The organism is Dactylosporangium sp. NPDC000244, from assembly GCF_040300725.1.
Lineage (GTDB): Bacteria > Actinomycetota > Actinomycetes > Mycobacteriales > Micromonosporaceae > Dactylosporangium.
The window spans coordinates 270,873-287,949 of sequence record NZ_JBEPEH010000004.1 but is presented as its reverse complement, the minus strand read 5'-3'; the positions used below and the strand labels follow the sequence as shown (position 1 = coordinate 287,949).

Below are 17,077 nucleotides of genomic sequence, written 5' to 3'. Positions count from 1 at the left end.
CTCCTATAGGTTGGTGGGCATGGTTTCGGTGGCGATCGTCGGCCCCGGCGGGGTCGGAGGGCTGGTGGGTGCGCTGCTGGCGCGGGCCGGCGAGGACGTGGTCTACGTGGCCCGGCCCGAGACCGCGGCGGCGCTGAACGCGCACGGCATCGCGGTGCAGAGCGTGCGATACGGAGATTTCACCGTGCCGGCGCGGGCCGTGACGGCCCTGGCTGCTCCGGCTGCCCTGGTGGTGGTCGCGACGAAGGCGACGACGCTGGGCGACGCGCTGGGGCGTGTCCCGGCGGGCGGTGCGGACCTCATTCTGCCACTGCTCAACGGCGTGGACCATGTGGGGCTGCTGCGGTCGCGCTACCCGTCGGCGCGGGTGGTGGCCGGCTCGATCCGGGTGGAGAGCACTCGGGTGGCGCCTGGGCGGATCTCCCACACCAGCGACTTCTGCCGGGTGGAACTGGCCGGCTCGGGCCCTATCCCCGGCTCCGGCTCCCTCTCTGGCTCCGGCTCCCTCTCTGGCTCCGGCTCTGGCCCTGGCTCCGTTCCCGCTCCTGGCTCCGGCTCCGGCTCCGGCTCCGGCTCCGGCTCCGGCTCCGGCTCCGCGGAGATTGCCGCCGTGCTGTCTTCGGCCGGCCTGGACGTGACCGTCCGCGAGTCGGAGTCCGCCCTGCTGTGGGACAAGATGTCGCTGCTGGCGCCACTGGCCCTGATCACGACGGTGACCCGCTCGAGCGTGGGCACAGCGCGGGAGATGCGCCGCGACGATCTGGTGGACATCGTGTCGGAGGTGGCGGCGGTGGCCCGGGCGAACGGCACGCGGACGGACGCGGCCCAGATGCTCGACGTCATCGACCAGATCCCGGCCCCGATGAAGTCCTCAATGCTGCGCGACGCGGAGGCGGGCCGGCCCTTGGAGCTGGACGCGATCGGCGGCGCGGTACTGCGCGCGGGCAAGGCGGCGGGCATCCCGACCCCGGCCACGGCTAGGGTGGTGGCGGAGCTGAGCGGGTGACTACGTTACGTCGTTGCTCGCCTACCTGGCGTGCTTCGATCGATGATCGATTAGATCGGCCGTGGTACGGTTTTTATAGACGGAACGGCCAACCGACCTAGCCGCGTTGTGTAGTTCTCGGCCGCAGCGCTTCCGGGATCTGCTCTGCTGTGTTCTTGGGATCTGCTCGGCTGTCACTAGTCTGCAGCGGGTCTACGGGTCTACGGGTCTACGGGTCTACGGGTCTGCAGCGGCGTCGGCGCGGTTGATCTCGTTTCGTTCGCCGGTCACGCGGTGGCTCGCTTCGGCGCCGGCGGCGTCTTCTCGCGGATGGCGAGTTCGCTGACGGTTGCGGTTGCGTCGCCCACGCGCGTGTTGGCGTCGTCGGCGTGTGCCTGTGTGTTGGCGTTGGCGTGGGCGGCGTGCGCGTGCGTGTTTGGGTGTGCGTGTGCGTGCGTGCTGACGGCGGGGGCGTGCGCGTGTGTGTTGCTGTCGGGGGCGGCCGTGGAGTCCGGACGGCGGAATGCCCGCGCCAGGAGCAGCGACACCACGATCGAGGCCACGGCCATCGCCGCCATCGCCCGGCCCGGCGGCATCAGCTGCGCCACCGCGCCGGCCAGGGTCGCGCCCACCGCCTGCATCGTGAACATGCCCGAGCTGTGCAGGCCCAGGGAGTGCCCGCGTAGCTCCGGCGGGGTCAGCTCGACCAGGCGGTCCTGGAGCAGGAGGCTGCCGCAGTACCCGATCGAGGCCACCGCCGCCACGGCGATCGCCGCCCACAGCGGGGGAGTCGCGGCGAAAAGCAGGTACGGCACGGCCAGCAGCAGCTGCACCGGCGTCGTGAGCGGGCGGCGGAGGCGGGCGGGCAGGAGCCGTCCCGCGAGGACGTCGCCCGCGAGCATGCCCAGGGCCGCGGCCACGAACAGGGCGCCGGCGGAGCCCGGGGAGTACGGGACGAACAGCGCCTCGCAGCCGACGATCAGGCCGTTGGGCACCCACAGTCCAATGTAGACGGCGCGGCGCGCGGGCGAGGACAGCAGTTCGCGGTTGCCGCGCCAGGTGGCCCGGATCGACGGCCGGCCGGCGGCGCGCGGGGCTCGGGCGGACAGGCCTAGCCGCGCCACGATCGCGGCGAGCAGGTTCAGGGCCGCGCCGATGAGCAGCACCGACGACGGGGTCGCGGCGGCCAGGAGCAGGCCGCCGGTCGCGAACCCGGCGATCTGCATGGCGCCGACGGACATGTTCAGCAGGGAGCGGCCCAGGAGGTACCCCTGCGGCGGCACGATCTCGGAGAGCAGCCCGAAGCGGACTCCGCCGCCGATCGACGCGGCCAGGCCCTGGACCAGCACCACGGCCAGCACCGCGCCGATGGGCAGACCCGGCAGCGCGAGCGCGGCGGTGGTGAGCGCGGTGAACGCGGCCAGGCCGGTCAGCGCCGCGCGGGGCGGGAGCCGGTCGGTCGCGGACAGCAGCGTCGCCGCGCCGACGACTTGAGCGAACGAACTGCCGAACATGCTCAGTGCGGACAGCAGGGGCGAGCCGGTCCGGCCGTACACGAGCGTCGCCAGGGCGATGCCGCTCACCGTCTGGGCCGCGACCTGCGCGGAGACGGTGGCGAACAAGGCTCGGAACTCGGCTGTGGCGAACAGTTCGCGGTACGTGCGCATGATGCGCAGTCTGCGGGTGCGCGAACGTGCGGCCGTAGAGTTTCGTGTGGACGCGAAACCAAAGGCGAACCGTTGTCGTGCGGTTCTGCCGCGGCGCGGGGACGTCGGACGTGAACTGCGGCCGTGCGGTTTGCGCGGTGGGGCGGGATCGGACGTGAACGTGCAGCCGTAGAGTTTCGTTTGGGGGCGAAACGAACATGGGGCTCTGGCGGATCGATGCGGACGTGCTGGCCAACAGCCGGTTCGTCGTGTCGCCCATGGCCGAGACCGTCGGTGCACTCGCTGCGCTCAACGGGCTGCACCGCGTCTCGCCCGCCCAGCGTGAGTGGCTCGCCGAGGCGATGCCCGCGTTCCGGGCGCGCTGGGCCGGCGACGACTTCGCGCTGCCGTTCCTGCGCGACGCGATCCGCCCCGGCTGGCTCGCCGATTTCCTGGTCAAGCCGCCGCGGGCCGACGCGCCCGGGTTCGCCGACGACCTTGCCCGCGTCGCCGCCACCACCGACGAGCAGGCGCGCCGCGACATCCTTGAGACCCTGGATCGCCCGCTTGCCCCGGTCCTGCTCGAACCGGGGCTGGTCGAACGCGCAGTGGAACTGCTCGATTGGGTGTGGCGGCACATGGTACGGCCCGGCTGGCCCCGTCGCCGCCGCGTGCTCGAGGCCGACATCGTCGCCCGCACGGACCGGCTGACCTCGGGCGGCTGGGCGGCGGTCCTCGACGGCATGCGCCCCGGGATGCGCTGGCTCGGCGACGGCCGGCTGCAGATCAACACCTACGACTACCCGCCCCGCGATGTCAGTGGCAGCCGCCTCCTGTTCGTCCCGACCACGGCCTATCGGGGCTGGGTGAGCTGGGAGGAGCCGGGTGACGTGCACGCGGTCATCTATCCGTGCACGGGCTGGCTCGCTCAAGACCCGGACGTCGTACCGCCCGGCGCCCTCGCCCGCCTCATCGGCCCCGCCCGCGCGCGCATTCTGACACTCCTGGCCGCACCGAAGAGCACGACGCAGCTCGTGGCGCTGACCGGCCTCCCCCTGGGCTCGGTCGGCGGCCATCTGCGGGTCCTGCGCGACGCGGCCCTGACCGCGCGGCGCCGGGCCGGCCGTTCGGTGCTCTACTACCGCACCGAGCTCGGCGACGCCCTCTGCACCGGCCACGGCGAATAGGCGAATGAGCGCGGCGAACGGTCCGCGAGCGTGCAAGAAAGCAAGCAAACGACCGAGTCGGCGAAGGGGCGGGGACTGCGGGCGAACGGGCGGGTGGATAGGCCGGCGCGTGGTCAGGCGAACAGGTACCGGAGGAGGAGTGTCTTCAGCTCGTTCAGCACCCACGGGTCGCCGTCCGGGTTGGTGCGGAAGGCCTGGTTCAGCATGAACTCGGTCAGCCGCACCGCCAGGAGCAGCCGCCGGCTCAGGTCGTCCGTCGCCGGCATCTCGTAGTGCTCGACCAGCACCGTCCGCAGGCGGCCCGCGAGCTGCTCGTCGTTGCGCGCGCCCGAGCCCGGGGTCATGCGCAGCGTCTGGCTGCCCAGCGAGACCTGCCGGTAGCCGGGCTCGGCCCGGAAGAACTCCGCGAACGCCTCGACCACCCGGTTCACCAGCTCGGCGACCGTCGGCGGCGGGGCGGCGAGCTGGCCGTCCATGAGGTCCAGGACCTTGTCCAGCCAGGTCGCGGACAGGGCGTAGAAGATCGCGTCCTTGTCGGGAAAGAAGCGGTACAGGGAGCCGACCGACACCCCGGCCCGGTCCGCGATCTGGCGGGTGCCGATGTCGTCGAACGGCAGCTCCTGCAGCAGCGCGGCGGCCGCGGCCAGGACCCGGTCCCGCTTGTCGCGGCTGCGTTGCTGCTGGGGTTCCGACCGCGTCTGCATGATGCCGCCGATTGTCGCACGCGGGTCTTGACGGACCGCGATATCTGAACCAGACTCCGGTTCATGTTCACCCGTGCAAGGGAAGACCGCCCCGCGCTTGGGCACCGGCGGTCCGGAGGGTTCGCGCTGCTCTGGCTCGCCTCCGTCACCTCCGCGCTCGGCAACGGGATGCGGTGGGTCGCGCTGCCGCTGCTCGCCGCGGGGCAGTCCGGCGACCCGTGGACGATCTCGCTCATCACCGTGGCCGAGGAACTGCCCTGGCTGCTGTTCGGCCTGTTCGCGGGGGTCCTCGCGGACCGTTTCGACCGCCGGCGCCTGGCGCTTTGCGCCGATCTGGGCCGGGCCGCGGTGATGGTGGCGTTCACGGTCGCCGTGGCCTGCGGCTTCGCGCCGGTCGGGCTGATCGTGGTCCTCGGGTTCGTGCTGACCTGCGGTGACACGGTCGCCGCCCCGGCCCTCGCCGGGCTGCTCCCGGCCGTCGTACCGCCGGTGGAGCGGCCCGCCGCCAACGGCCGCCTGCTCGCCGGAGTCCAGATCACCGACACGCTCATCGGGTCCACGGCGGGGGCCGCGCTCTTCGCCGCCGCGGCCGTGCTGCCGTTCGCCGTCGACGCCGCGACGTTCCTGGCCTCGGCCGCCTGCCTGATCCTGTTGCGCGTCCCCGCTTCAAGCGTGCCGGCTTCAAGCGCGCCGGCTTCAAGCGACCCACGACCCGGGCGCGGCGGCGGCATCCGGGCCGGGATCACCGCGGGGCTGCGGCTCATGTGGGCCGACCCGGCGGTGCGCGGGCTGTGTCTGCTGCAGGCGGTGACCAGCGTGGCGTACGCGGGCATCGTCGCCGTCCTCGTGCTGTTCGCGACCCGCGTGCTCGGGTTCGGGCCGGCCGGGTTCGGGCTGCTGCTCGCCGTGTACGCGGTCGGCGGCGTGGCCGGGGGCGTGGCCGGGGGCGTCGCCGCCGGGCGGCTCGCCCGGTGGCTGGGGCCGCGGCGGTGCCTGGTCGTGGCGGTCGCCGGCACCGCGGTGTGTGTCGCGGCGCTCGGCGGGGCGCGCGGGACGGCCGTGGCCGTGGCCGCGGCGGGGCTGCTCGGGGTGGCGACGACGCTCGGCGACGCGCTCGCGGCCACGCTGCGCCAGTCGCTCGTGCCGGACGCCTACATCGGCCGCGTCACCAGCGCGTTCCGCATCGTCGGCCGCGGCGCGGCCCCGGTGGGCGCGCTCGCCGCGGGAGCGCTGGCCCACGCGTACGGGCTGCGGACCCCGTTCTACGCCGGCGCGATCCTCGTCGCCGCCGGCCTCGCGGCCTTCGCGCCGCTGCTGCGAAAGGTCACCGTCAACCCGGCACAGCCGGTGTGAGAGCCGCTGTTGCAGAAGGTCACCGTCAGCCCTGCACAGCCGGCGTGAGAGCCGCTGTTGCAGAAGGTCACCGTAAGCCCCGGTGTGAGAGCCGCGCTGAACAGGCGGCGCACCAACAACGAGACGCTCACCACCAGCCCTGGCGCTTCGCCCAGCCCAGCAGCGTCGCCGACATGACCGCCATCAGCAGCAGCACCGCGACCAGGTGGTTGACCTGGGTGTGGTCGCTGACGATGAGGTTCATGCCGTACACCGACGAGACCGCGGTGATGGGCAGGGTGATCGCGGCGATCACCGCCAGCCGCTCGGCCGCGATCGTCATCTTCGTGTCGGTGCGGGCCTTGTAGAACTCGATGACGCCCTGGAGGTACTCCCGCTCCCCGTCGGCCACGCTGCGGACCCGGCCGAACTGGTCCACCACGTCGGTCACGAGGTGCTGGGCGTCGGGCGGCACGGCGGCGCGGGGCAGGGTCGCCATGCGGCCGTAGATCGCGCCGCCCAGCGCCGCCATGGTGCGGACCGCCAGCAGGCCGTGGCGGGCCTGGAACAGCTCCTCGAGGAACTGCTCCGGGTTGCCGAGGTGCCCGGCCGTCACGCGCTGCTCGAGCCGCCACACCTCGGCGGTGACGTCCTCGACCATGGTCTCCTGCAGGCGGGTGATGGCCGAGACGATCGCGTAGGACAGCTCGAACGCCGAGGCGGGCGCGAACCGGCCGGACTCGATGCGCCGCAGCACGTCGCGGGTCTGGCGCAGGGGCACGTCCGGGGGCACGGCGGGGTTGACCGGGCCGTGGACCGTCACGAGGTACCGCGGGCCGATGAACTGGTCCAGCTCGATGTAGTGCACGTGCCCGCGGGCGCCGAAGTGGGGCGCGTGCAGGATCACGAAGACGTGGTCGGGGTACGGGTGGATCTTCGGCACCCGGTTGCGGACGGCGGCGTCGCGCAGGGCGAGGGGATGGAACCCGAACGCGTCGCGCAGCACGTGCGCGGCGTCCTCGTCGCACGTGGCGACGTCGACCCAGACGAAGCCGTCCTCGCGGGCCAGCAGCGCCGGCAACTCCTCCGGGGTGTGCGTGGTAAGCGCGCCGGGCCGGACCAACCGGACGTCCATGCGCGCAGCATGCCAGCGATCACCCGCACCCGCCAGAGGAGGCGGATGAACTCACGGTCAGCGCCGCGGCGGCCGGCTGCTGGCCGTACCACAGGCAGAACATCAGGACCGTCCAGATCTTGCGCGAATGGTCCACGCCGCCCCGGCGGTGCGCGGCCAGCAGCCGCTGGACGTGGGCGATGTCGAGGAGATGGTCGACGTCCGCCGCCGCGAGCACGTCGCCCGCCCACTCCCCGACGCGCCCGCGCAGCCAGACCCGGGTCGGGGTCGGGAAGCCGAGCTTGCGCCGGGTCACCACCGCGTCCGGGACGAGGCCGCGCACCGCCTCGCGCAGGGCGTGCTTCGTCGCGTGCGGGCTCACCTTGAGCTCCGGCGGCAGGGCGGCGGCCGCGGCGTACACCGCACGATCGAGGAACGGCACCCGCAGCTCCAGCGAGTGCGCCATCGACATCCGGTCGGCCTTCGTGAGGATGTCGCCGGGCAGCCAGGTGTGCAGGTCGACGTACTGCATCGCGCTCACGTCGTCCAGCCCCTCCGCCGCGGCGTAGAGCGGCCCGGTGACCGTGGTGTGCGGGTCGGCGGGGCCGCGCATGAGCCGCGCCTTCTCCACTGGGCCGAAGATGCGGGCGTTGCCGTAGTACCGCTCGCCGATCGGGGTCGTCGCGCGCTCGAGGAAGCTCTTGCCGCGCACCCCCTCGGGCAGCACGCCGGCGACCGCGCGCAGGCCGCGGCGCACCGGGTCGGGCAGGCCCGCGACGCGCGCGAGGGCGGCCGGCTCGCGGTAGATCTCGTAGCCGCCGAAGAGCTCGTCGGCGCCCTCGCCGGACAGCACCACCGTGACGTCCTGGGCGGCGGTGCGGCACAGGAAGTACAACGGGACGACCGCGGGATCGGCGACCGGGTCGTCGAGGTGCCACACGATGCGGGGCAGCGCCTCGATGACGTCGTCGTCGCGCACCAGGGTCGCCTTGAGCCGGACCCCGAGCGCCGCGGCGGTCTGCGAGGCCGCCTCGATCTCGCTGTACCGCGCGTCGTCGAACCCCGCCGTGTAGGCGCACAGGTCCGGGTGGCGCTCCCGGGCCAGCGCGACGACGGCGGAGGAGTCGACGCCGCTGGACAGGAACGCGCCCAGCGGCACCTCCGACTGCAGGTGCGCGTGGACGCTGTCGCGCAGCGCCGCGCGGATCGCCGCGACCGCCTCGGCCTCCGGGCGCGGCACGGGGCGCAGGGTGTGGCCGAAGTACCGCCGCACGACCGGCGCCTCGCCCGGCCGGCACGTGAGTGTGTGCCCCGCGGCGAGCCGGTGCACGGCGGGGTGCAGGGTCGCGGGCTCCGGGACGTACTGCAGCGTCAGGTAGTGCGACAGCGCCGCCGTGGCGATCCGCCGGGCCCCGCCGGCGAAGGGCAGCAGGGCCTTCTTCTCGCTCGCCAGGTACAGGCCGTCGGGGGTCTGCAGGTGGTACAGCGGCTTGATCCCGAACGGGTCCCGGATCGCGTGCAGCGTCCGGGTCGCGGCGTCCCACAGCACCGCCGCGAACATGCCCCGCAGCCGGCGCACCGCCGACGGCCCCCAGTGGTGGAACGCCGCGGCGAGGACCTCCGCCTCCCCCTCGGTGGCGAAGGTCGCGCCGTGCTCGGCCGCCAGCTGGGCCCGCAGCTGCCGATAGTTGTAGAGCTCGCCGTTGAAGACCACGGTCCAGGTCTTGTACCGGCAGGGCTGGTGACTGCCCGCCCGGTCGATGATCGCCAGGCGGGTGAAGCCGAACACGGCACCGTCGGCGGCGACGAGTGCCGTCTCGTCCGGGCCGCGGTGCCCGAGCCGCTCCAGCGCGGCGGCGAGCGCGTCCCGGTCGGCGGTCCCGTCGCAGCTGAGGTACACCAGGAGTCCACACATGGCGGGGACGGTAGGAATCCGCTGGTTGGGAACCGGTGAAGAACCCGTTGCCGGATCGAAACCCGAACCCGATTTCGCAGGTTCCTCACATTCGGCGGGTCACAATGGCCGGGATGAGCGCACGAATCCTGGTCGCCGACGACGACCCGAAGCAGGCCGAGCTGATCCGGCTCTACCTGGAGCGCGACGGTCACAGCGTGCTCACGGTGCACAACGGCCGGGCCGCCCTGGAGCAGTGCCGCTCCCGCAAGCCGGACCTGCTGGTCCTCGATGTCATGATGCCGCAGGTCGACGGCCTCGACGTGTGCCGGATCATGCGGGCCGAGTCCAGCGTGGCGATCCTGCTCGTCACCGCCCGCTCCACCGAGGACGACCTGCTGCTGGGCCTGGACCTCGGGGCCGACGACTACATGACCAAGCCGGTCAGCCCGCGCGAGCTCGCCGCCCGGGTCCGGGCCCTGCTGCGCCGCTCCGGCATCGGCAGCCCCGGCCACCAGCGGGTGCTCACCGTCGGTGACCTCGTCGTGGACGCCGGGCGCTTCGAGGTGCGCGTCGCCGGGGAGACGATCGTGCTCACCGCGAAGGAGTTCGGCATCCTGGAGCTGCTCGCCGGCGAGCCCGGCCGCGTGTTCACCCGCGGCGAGATCATCAACCGGGTGTTCGGCTTCGAGCGCGACGTGTCCGAGCGCACCGTGGACGCGCACGTGGTCAACCTGCGCCGCAAGCTGGAGGCGGAGCCGGTGCAGCCGCGGTACGTGCAGACGGTGTACGGCCGCGGCTACCGGCTGGCGGAGCAGGCCCTCCCGGACGGGCGGCCGTGAGCTTCCGCCTGCGCGTGTTCCTGCTGACGCTGGTCGTCGCCGTGGTGGCGACCGGGGCGACGGCCTGGTTCAGCCTGCGGTTCATGGCCCAGCAGATCGACCGCTCGCAGCAGGAGGCGACCCGGCACGTGGCCGACATCGCCGACACCGTGCGCGCGTACGGCCGCCGCCACGGCACCTGGGCCGGGGTCTCCGAGCGGGTCCGGCAGCTCTCGGCCGACAACAAGCAGCGCATCCGCCTGGTCAACCTCTACGGGCAGGTGACCGTCGACAGCGACAACCTGGCCAAGCGGGCCGCCCGCCCGGTCGTCGGCGCCCCCACCCTGATCAACCCGCGCCCGGCGCTGGCCCTCGACCCGCGCCAGATGGGCCTCATCGCCGCCAAGGCCGACGGGCTCGTCCTGGACGAGCTGGCCAGGTACCGGCGGGCGACCGTCTACGCCCGGTGCCTCACCGACATCGGGCAGGACCCGCCGCCGGTGACCCCGGACGCGTACGGCATCCCGCTGCCCTCCGCCGAGCCGGAAGGGGGCGAGTGCGCCACCCAGGCCCGCGACGCCCAGGAGTACGCCCGGGCCGACGACAGCACCGCGGTCACCAACTGCCGCAGCGCCGCCGACCACGGCGCCTGCCTGGTGCAGGCCTTCGGCAACCAGGTGGAGACGTTCGCGCCGGAGCCGCTGCAGCTGTTCCTCGGCGCCGTCGACGACGACGCGGTGACCCTGCTCGGCCGCCCGACCGCCGGGGCGATCGGCGCCGTGCTGGTGCTGTCGGTGATCGGCACCGCGCTCGTCGCCCGGCAGCTGGCCCGGCCGCTGCGCTCGCTCACGACCGCCTCCCGCCGCCTCGCCGACGGCCACCTCGACACCCGCGTGACGACCACCGGCCGGGACGAGGTCGGGGAGCTCTCGCGCTCGTTCAACCGCATGGCCGAGGCGCTCGAGGGCGCCGAGACGGCCCAGCGGCGCCTGCTCGCCGGCGTGGCCCACGAGCTGCGCACGCCGATGTCGAACGTGCTCGGATACCTCGAGGCCCTCCAGGACGGCGTGGTGCCCCCGTCGCGGGAGCTGTTCTCCTCGCTGCACGAGGAGGTCCTGCTGCAGCGGCGCATCCTCGACGACCTGCAGGACCTGACGCTGGCGGAGGCGGGCCACCTCGCGTACCGCCGCACCGGCTTCGACCTCGCCGAGCTCGTCGAGGTCAGCCGCGTCGCCCACCTCGCCGTCGCCGAGCACGGCGGCGTCCGGCTCACCGCCGAGGCGGCCGGCCCGCTGCCCGTCCACGGCGACCAGGACCGGCTGCGGCAGGTGCTGGGCAACCTGGTGACGAACGCGCTGCGGTACACCGATCCGGGCGGCGCGGTCGTCCTGCGCGCCTTCCCGCTGCCGGGCCTCGCCGTGGTGGAGGTGCGCGACACGGGCTGCGGCATCGCCCCGGCCGACCTGCCCTTCGTGTTCCAGCGCTTCTGGCGCGCGGACCCGGCGCGGGACCGTGAGACGGGCGGCAGCGGCCTGGGCCTGACCATCGCCCGGCAGATCGTGCTCGACCACGACGGCACCATCGAGGTGACCAGCACCCCGGGCGAGGGCTCGGTCTTCCGCGTGACGTTCCCGCTGCGGGCGGGCTAGCGCGGCTCACACCTCGACGTGGGAGCCCATGATCACGGTGCGGTCGCGGGGCAGGCCGAAGTGCTCCGCGGCGTCGGCGGTGATGTACGACGTGGCGATGAAGAGCCGCTTGCGCCAGGCCGCCATCGTCGGGGTGTCGCCGCGGCGCAGCTCGATCTTCGACAGGAAGTACGACGCCTGGTCCAGGTCCAGGGAGCCCTCGGTGCGGGCGGGGTCGAGCAGGCCCAGCGCGGCCGGGAGGTTCTGGGTGTCCATGTAGCCGTAGCGCACGGTCACGAAGACGATGCCGTCGTTCGCGTAGCCGAGGTCGTCCATCGTCACGCGCTCCTCGTCGGGGACGCGGGGGACCGGCTGCGTCTCGATCGACAGGATGAGCACGTGCTCGTGCCGGACGTGGTTGTGCTCGACGTTCGCGCGCATGGCCAGCGGCGCGGACTCCTTGCCGCGGTTGAGGAACACCGAGGTGCCGGGGACCCTCGTCAGGGCCTTGTCGGCGTGCAGGCCGTCGATGAACTCGCGCAGCGAGCCCTCCTGGGAGCGGCGCCGGGCGGTGACGATCGAGCGGCCCCGCTGCCAGGTCGTCATCACCGTGAACGTGGTCAGCGCGATGAGCAGCGGCAGCCAGGCGCCGTGGACGATCTTGGTCAGGTTGGCCGCCACGAACAGCAGGTCGACGGCGAGCAGGATCGCGCCGCCGGAGTACAGCAGCCAGGTGGGTGTCCGCCAGGTCCGGCTCGCGATGTAGAGGAACATGAGCGTGGTGATGGTGATGGTGCCGGTGACCGTCATGCCGTAGGCGTAGGCCAGGGCGGCGGAGCTGCGGAACGCGAACACCAGGGTGAGGACCGAGACCATGAGCAGCCAGTTGATCCACGGCACGTAGATCTGCCCGATCTGCTGGGCCGAGGTGTGCGCGACCCGCAGCCGCGGCAGGTAGCCCAGCTGCGCGGCCTGGGACGCGACCGAGTACGCGCCGGTGATGACGGCCTGCGCGGCGATCACCGTCGCCGCGGTGGCCAGCAGCACCAGCGGCAGCCGCAGCCAGGACGGCACGAGCAGGAAGAACGGGCCGGCGATGTTGGCCGGGTCGTCCAGGATGAGCGCACCCTGGCCGAGGTAGCTCAGCGTGCACGCGGGCAGGACCAGCCACAGCCAGCCCGCGGCGATCGCGCGGCGGCCGAAGTGGCCCATGTCGGCGTACAGGGCCTCGGCACCCGTCACCGAGAGCACGATGGCGGCCAGGGCGAAGAAGGCGATGCCGAAGTGGCCGGCGAGGAACTCGATCGCGTAGGCGGGCGAGAGCGCCTTGAGGATCGCCGGGTGGCGCGTGACGCCGGCGATGCCGAACCCGCCGATGGTGACGAACCAGGCGATCATCACCGGGCCGAAGACCTTGCCGACGGCCTCGGTGCCGCGCCGCTGCACCAGGAACAGCACCACGATGATGACCGCGGTCAGGGGCACGACGACCTCGTCCAGCGACGGCTGCACCAGCTTGAGGCCCTCGACCGCGCTCAGCACCGAGATGGCCGGCGTGATGATGCTGTCGCCGAAGAACAGCGCGGCGCCGAAGATGCCCAGGCCGGCCAGCGTCATCGCGGCCCTGCGGCTCTGGCCGGTGACCCGGCGGCGCAGGAGGGTGATGAGGGCCATGATGCCGCCCTCGCCGTCGTTGTCGATGCGCATGGCCAGCAGCACGTAGGTGACCGTGACGATGATCATGACCGACCAGAAGAGCGTCGAGACCACGCCGTACACGTTGGTGTCGCTGACCGGGACCGGGTGCGGGTCGCCCGGGTTGAACACCGTCTGCAGGGTGTAGATCGGGCTCGTGCCGATGTCGCCGAAGACGACGCCGAGAGCGCCGATGACGAGGGCGACACTGAACTTCTGCGGCTGTGCGCTCACGCCGTGATACCCCCTCGGGACCAGTATCGGCCCCGAGGAGGCGGTTCGCGGCGGTTAGCTGGATACGAAGGCGCGGACCTGGGTGAGCACGACGGTGTCGGTGAGGTACGTGAGGTGGTTCTCGCAGGGGACGTACGTGTTCGTCGCCCCGCTGAGCGCGGTGCTCGTGTACGGGACGATGACGCCGTCGCAGGGCGAGTACCAGGTCCGGTAGACGGTGCTGCCGGGCGTCTCGTCGCCGGCGCTGAGCGTCAGGATGAACGCCGAGCCCGGGTACATCTGCTGGCAGGTCACGAACACCAGGCACGCGCCCGCGGACGTGGTGCCGTGGTTCGCGCCGGCCAGCGACGCCAGGTGTGCCACGCTGGACGCGCCGCCGAGCTGCTTGAGGTACCAGAGGCTGACGAGGCCGCCCATCGAGTGGTTGACGATGTCGACCTTCGACCAGCCGGTGCGCGACTTGACCTGGTCGACGAAGGCCGCCAGGCCCTGCGCGTTGGTGATGTTGCTGCCGTAGGAGTTGTACTCGTAGGCGAACAGCTCGCCGCTGCTGTAGCCGGCGCCGCGGAACAGGGCCTCGGCGGTGACCCAGTTCGAGGCGCTGCCCGTGTAGCCGTGCACGAAGACGACCGGCCGGTGCGCGGTGGCGGCGTGCGCCCCGGTCGCGGGCAGGGCGAGCAGCGCCGTGGCGCACGCCAGCAGGAGCGCGAGGATTCGGCGCATCGATGACCTCCTGGGGTTCGGGGGTGTGACGTGCATCGAAGCCTGCCGATCACCGGCCGGGTCGCGCATCGGTGAAATCGCCGGTGTCCTCAGGGCAGGACGCGGGCGAGCTCGGTGCGCGAGCGCACCCCCAGGCGGACGAAGATGTTGCGCAGGTGGTGCTCGACGGTCCGGGGGCTCACGAACAGCGCCGCGGCGATCTCGCGGTTGGTCGCGCCGCCGGCCACGAGCCGGGCGATGCGGGCCTGCTGGGCGGTGAGCGCCGGTGCTTCGGCGGGGGCGGGTTCGACGTGGTCGCCGGCGGCGCGCAGCTCGGCGGCGGCCCGGCGGGTCCAGGGCCCGGCCTCGTACCGCTCGAACGTGGCCAGGGCGCTGCGCAGGTGCTCCCGGGCCGCGGCAGGCCTGCGGCGGCGGCGCAGCTCCTCGCCGTAGAGCAGCTCCGTGCGCGCGCCCGGGAACGCCGAGTCGCCCGCCAGGTGCAGCCGCAGCGCCTCGCGGAAGCGCTCGTCGGCCTCGTCGTCGCCGGCCGCGAGCAGGCCGTGGCAGCGCGCCGACAGCGCCAGCCAGGTCGGGTTCGCGGTCGCCGCGGCCCACACGTCGTAGGCGGCGAGGACCTCCCGGGCCGGGCCGGGGTCGCCGCCCCGCACGACCGCCTCCACCAGCGTCGGGATGGCCGGCACCTGGACGCCCAGGTGCCCCCGTCCCACCGCGGTCCGCATGACGCCCCAGAGCCGCCCGGCCGCGTCGGCGTGGCGGCCCTCGGCGACGTCGACGAGGCTCGCGGCCCACACGCACATGGCCCGGGCCTGGCTGTCGATGTCGCCGCCGGCTCGGGCCCGGCAGCGGCGCACCCAGCGCCGGCAGCCGTCCGCGTCGCCGAGCATCCCCGCGATCACCGCCAGCAGGCCGCAGCAGTTGTCGGCGACCGCGTCCTGCCCGGTGGCCGCGGCCAGGCGCAGCCCCTCGGCGGCCGTGGCGGCGGCGAGGTCGAGGTCGCCGAGGGCGAGCGCGGCGGTCGCGGCGGCCTCCTGGGCCAGCGGCTCGGTGGCCCGGTCGCCGACGCCCCGGGCCAGGCGCGCGGCCCGCACGGCCAGCCGGTGCGCGTCCTCGTCCCGCCCGGCGACGATCCCGGCCCAGGCGGCCCGCACGAGGACCGGCGGGTCGGCGCAGGCGGCGGCGAGCGCGACGGCCCGCCGCAGCGGGGCGGCGGCGCGGGCGGGGTCTCCGGCGTATCCGGCGGCCATGCCCGCGACGTGCTCGAACAGCACCGCTTCGTCCGGAGTCTCGTCCGGGGCTTCGTCCGGGGCGGGGCCCGGACCGGGGCGCAGGGCGAGGGCGCGCCGCGCCACCGCGGCGAACTCGTCGTGGCGGCCGGACGCGCCGAGCGCCTCCCCAGCGAGGGCGAGGGCGCGCAGGGCCCGCCTTCCGGGCAGCCGGGCGGCCGCGGCGAGCAGGGTGTGCCGGGCGTCCCCGTGCGCGCCGGTGCGCAGCTCGACCTCGCCGAGCAGCAGTTCCCGTTCCGCGTGCAGCGCCTGCGGTACCACGGGCGGGAACACGGCCCGCAGCAGCAGCCGCGCCCGGTGCGGCTCGCCGCCGCGCCACGCCAGCCGGGCCGCGCCGAGGGTCCAGGCCGCCGCCCGGGCCGGGTCCGCGGTGAGCTCGGCCGCCCGCTGCAGCGCGGCGACGGCGGCGGTGTCGGCCCCGTCGGCCGCCAGGGTGCCATCGGCCCCGTCCGAGGCCCGGGTGCCATCGGCCCCGCCCGCCGTCAGGGCGGCACCGGCTCCGTCCGCCGTCAGGGCGGTGTCGGCTCCGTCCGCCGTCAGGGCGGTGTCGGCTCCGTCCGCGGCCAGGGCGGCCGCGGCGAGCTCGGCGGCCAGGGCGTCGTCGGGGCCGGTGGCGGTCGCGGCGCGGTGCAGCGCGGCCTCGCGGCGGTCGGCGACCAGGCTCGCCAGGCGGCGGTGGGCGGTGAGGCGGTCGGCCAGGCCGGCCTCGGCGTACACGACCTCGGCGAGCAGCGGCGGCACGAACCGGGCGCGGCCGTCCTCGACGTGGACGAGCTCGGCGTGCTCGGCCGGGGCCAGGTCGGCCGCCGGGAGCAGGGCCGCGGGGCAGCTCGTGCCGGCGGCGCTCGTCCGGGCCGCGGCGGCCGCGAGCACCAGGACGCGGCGGGTGTCCGGGGGCAGGGTGCGCAGGACGGCGCGGTACTCCCGGCTGAGCGGCCCGTCCCGCGGCGGCGTCGTGGGCGGGGCGGCCTCGCCGCGGCGCTGCTCGGCGGAGAGAGCCGCGGCCAGCTCGGTCAGGGCGCGCGGGTTGCCCGCGGCCCGCCCGGCGAGGACCCCGGCCACGTCGCCGGCGAGGCCCGGCACGGCCCCGGCGAGCAGCGACCGGCTGTCGCGGGGGTCGAGGAGGCCGAGCCGGCGGCGGGGCAGCCCGGCGAGCGCGGCCTCGACGGCGGCCGCCCCGGGCGTGTCCCGCAGCGCGAACACGAGCGCGATCCGCTCGCCCCCGGCGCGCCGCGCGGCGACGGCGAGCGCGTCGAGCGAGGCCCGGTCGAGCGCGTGGGCGTCGTCGACGAGCACGAGGACCGGGCCGGCCCGTGCGGCGTCCCGCAGCGCGGCGAGCACCGCCAGCCCCGCCGCGAGCCGGTCGAGCGGCGGCTCGCCGTGTGCCGGACCGTGCGCCCCGGCCGGGTAGGGCAGGCCCGCGAGGAGGCGGTGCAGGCCGGCGAGCGGGAGCGCGGACTCGGCGTGGCACCCGGTCACGGACAGCACCGTCACGGAGCCGCCGGTTGCGGTGCCGGCTGGGCCGCTCGCGGACGCCGTCACGGTCTGGGTGGCGGCTGGGCCGCTCGCGGACGCCGTCACGGTCTGGGTGCCGGCTGGGCCGCTCGCGGACACCGTCGAGAGGGGGTTGACGGCGGTGTCCGCGAGGGCGTTCAGGAGGGCCGTCCGGCCGATGCCGGGCGGGCCGGTCAGGACCAGGGCGCCGCCCCGGCCGTCGGTGGCGGCGCCGAGCAGGGCCGTGGCGGCGGCCAGGTCGTCGTCGCGGCCCCGGAGCCGAACTTTCTGCACGGTCGATGCAACAACCATGCCGATCAGTGTTACGCGCGGGTAA

12 protein-coding genes are annotated in these 17,077 nt (G+C 74.3%); 5 read left to right on the top strand and 7 right to left on the bottom strand.

All coding sequences use genetic code 11. From position 1 onward, the window contains the following. Window positions 1-19: 19 nt before the first annotated feature. On the top strand, window positions 20-1,006 hold the full coding sequence (locus ABT369_RS07895; RefSeq protein ID WP_350610947.1) for a ketopantoate reductase family protein: 987 nt from the start codon (window positions 20-22) through the stop codon (window positions 1,004-1,006). Between the two features lie 266 nt (window positions 1,007-1,272). Here ABT369_RS07895 and ABT369_RS07890 read toward each other — a convergent pair whose 3' ends face one another. Then, complete coding sequence (locus ABT369_RS07890) at window positions 1,273-2,652, bottom strand: MFS transporter (protein ID WP_350610946.1); 1,380 nt, start codon at window positions 2,650-2,652, stop codon at window positions 1,273-1,275. Window positions 2,653-2,849: 197 nt separating this feature from the next. On the opposite strand from ABT369_RS07890, the gene ABT369_RS07885 reads away from it, so the two are divergent. Then, window positions 2,850-3,818, top strand: coding sequence for an ArsR/SmtB family transcription factor (locus tag ABT369_RS07885; protein ID WP_350610945.1), 969 nt, complete (start codon window positions 2,850-2,852; stop codon window positions 3,816-3,818). Window positions 3,819-3,931: 113 nt separating this feature from the next. Here the strand turns inward: ABT369_RS07885 and ABT369_RS07880 are convergent, their stop codons facing one another. Further along, window positions 3,932-4,522: a TetR/AcrR family transcriptional regulator gene (locus tag ABT369_RS07880; RefSeq protein ID WP_350610944.1), complete on the bottom strand. Its 591-nt coding sequence runs from the start codon at window positions 4,520-4,522 to the stop codon at window positions 3,932-3,934. Window positions 4,523-4,585: 63 nt separating this feature from the next. Here ABT369_RS07880 and ABT369_RS07875 point away from each other — a divergent pair, with 63 nt between their 5' ends. Then, complete coding sequence (locus ABT369_RS07875; RefSeq protein WP_350610943.1) at window positions 4,586-5,875, top strand: MFS transporter; 1,290 nt, start codon at window positions 4,586-4,588, stop codon at window positions 5,873-5,875. 127 nt (window positions 5,876-6,002) lie between these two features. Here the strand turns inward: ABT369_RS07875 and ABT369_RS07870 are convergent, their stop codons facing one another. Together ABT369_RS07870 and asnB are read right to left on the bottom strand one after the other, a co-directional pair. After that, a complete protein-coding gene (locus ABT369_RS07870; RefSeq protein ID WP_350610942.1) occupies window positions 6,003-6,989 on the bottom strand; it encodes a magnesium transporter CorA family protein in 987 nt (328 codons plus the stop codon). Window positions 6,990-7,008: 19 nt separating this feature from the next. Then, the gene (asnB, locus tag ABT369_RS07865; RefSeq protein ID WP_350610941.1) at window positions 7,009-8,883 is read right to left on the bottom strand and encodes an asparagine synthase (glutamine-hydrolyzing); all 1,875 of its coding nucleotides are present in this window, start codon (window positions 8,881-8,883) and stop codon (window positions 7,009-7,011) included. A gap of 113 nt (window positions 8,884-8,996) precedes the next feature. Here asnB and ABT369_RS07860 point away from each other — a divergent pair, with 113 nt between their 5' ends. Together ABT369_RS07860 and ABT369_RS07855 are read left to right on the top strand one after the other, a co-directional pair. Further along, on the top strand, window positions 8,997-9,704 hold the full coding sequence (locus ABT369_RS07860) for a response regulator transcription factor (RefSeq protein WP_433617587.1): 708 nt from the start codon (window positions 8,997-8,999) through the stop codon (window positions 9,702-9,704). Continuing rightward, entirely contained in the window at window positions 9,701-11,332 is a 1,632-nt protein-coding gene (locus tag ABT369_RS07855; RefSeq protein WP_350610939.1) for a sensor histidine kinase, read from the top strand. Before ABT369_RS07860 ends, ABT369_RS07855 begins: the two co-directional genes overlap by 4 nt. 6 nt (window positions 11,333-11,338) lie before the next feature. On the opposite strand, the gene ABT369_RS07850 is transcribed toward ABT369_RS07855, so the two are convergent. The 3 genes from ABT369_RS07850 to ABT369_RS07840 all read right to left on the bottom strand — a co-directional run bounded on the left by ABT369_RS07850 (window position 11,339) and on the right by ABT369_RS07840 (window position 17,052). Further along, a complete protein-coding gene (locus ABT369_RS07850; protein ID WP_350610938.1) occupies window positions 11,339-13,240 on the bottom strand; it encodes a potassium transporter Kup in 1,902 nt (633 codons plus the stop codon). Between the two features lie 54 nt (window positions 13,241-13,294). Next, window positions 13,295-13,963 (bottom strand): esterase/lipase family protein, encoded by a 669-nt coding sequence (locus ABT369_RS07845; protein WP_350610937.1) that lies wholly within the window; start codon window positions 13,961-13,963, stop codon window positions 13,295-13,297. 89 nt (window positions 13,964-14,052) lie between these two features. Then, window positions 14,053-17,052: a helix-turn-helix transcriptional regulator gene (locus ABT369_RS07840; protein ID WP_350610936.1), complete on the bottom strand. Its 3,000-nt coding sequence runs from the start codon at window positions 17,050-17,052 to the stop codon at window positions 14,053-14,055. Between the last annotated feature and the right edge of the window lie 25 nt (window positions 17,053-17,077).

Excerpts from the sequence above, each read along its gene's own strand:
- ABT369_RS07875 (WP_350610943.1), top strand. The coding sequence starts at position 4,586 with ATGTTCACCCGTGCAAGGGAAGACCGCCCCGCGCTTGGGCACCGGCGG.
- ABT369_RS07845 (WP_350610937.1), bottom strand. The coding sequence starts at position 13,963 with ATGCGCCGAATCCTCGCGCTCCTGCTGGCGTGCGCCACGGCGCTGCTC.
- ABT369_RS07880 (WP_350610944.1), bottom strand. The coding sequence starts at position 4,522 with ATGCAGACGCGGTCGGAACCCCAGCAGCAACGCAGCCGCGACAAGCGG.
- asnB (WP_350610941.1), bottom strand. The coding sequence starts at position 8,883 with ATGTGTGGACTCCTGGTGTACCTCAGCTGCGACGGGACCGCCGACCGG.
- ABT369_RS07840 (WP_350610936.1), bottom strand. The coding sequence starts at position 17,052 with ATGGTTGTTGCATCGACCGTGCAGAAAGTTCGGCTCCGGGGCCGCGAC.
- ABT369_RS07870 (WP_350610942.1), bottom strand. The coding sequence starts at position 6,989 with ATGGACGTCCGGTTGGTCCGGCCCGGCGCGCTTACCACGCACACCCCG.
- ABT369_RS07885 (WP_350610945.1), top strand. The coding sequence starts at position 2,850 with ATGGGGCTCTGGCGGATCGATGCGGACGTGCTGGCCAACAGCCGGTTC.
- ABT369_RS07860 (WP_433617587.1), top strand. The coding sequence starts at position 8,997 with ATGAGCGCACGAATCCTGGTCGCCGACGACGACCCGAAGCAGGCCGAG.
- ABT369_RS07890 (WP_350610946.1), bottom strand. The coding sequence starts at position 2,652 with ATGCGCACGTACCGCGAACTGTTCGCCACAGCCGAGTTCCGAGCCTTG.
- ABT369_RS07895 (WP_350610947.1), top strand. The coding sequence starts at position 20 with ATGGTTTCGGTGGCGATCGTCGGCCCCGGCGGGGTCGGAGGGCTGGTG.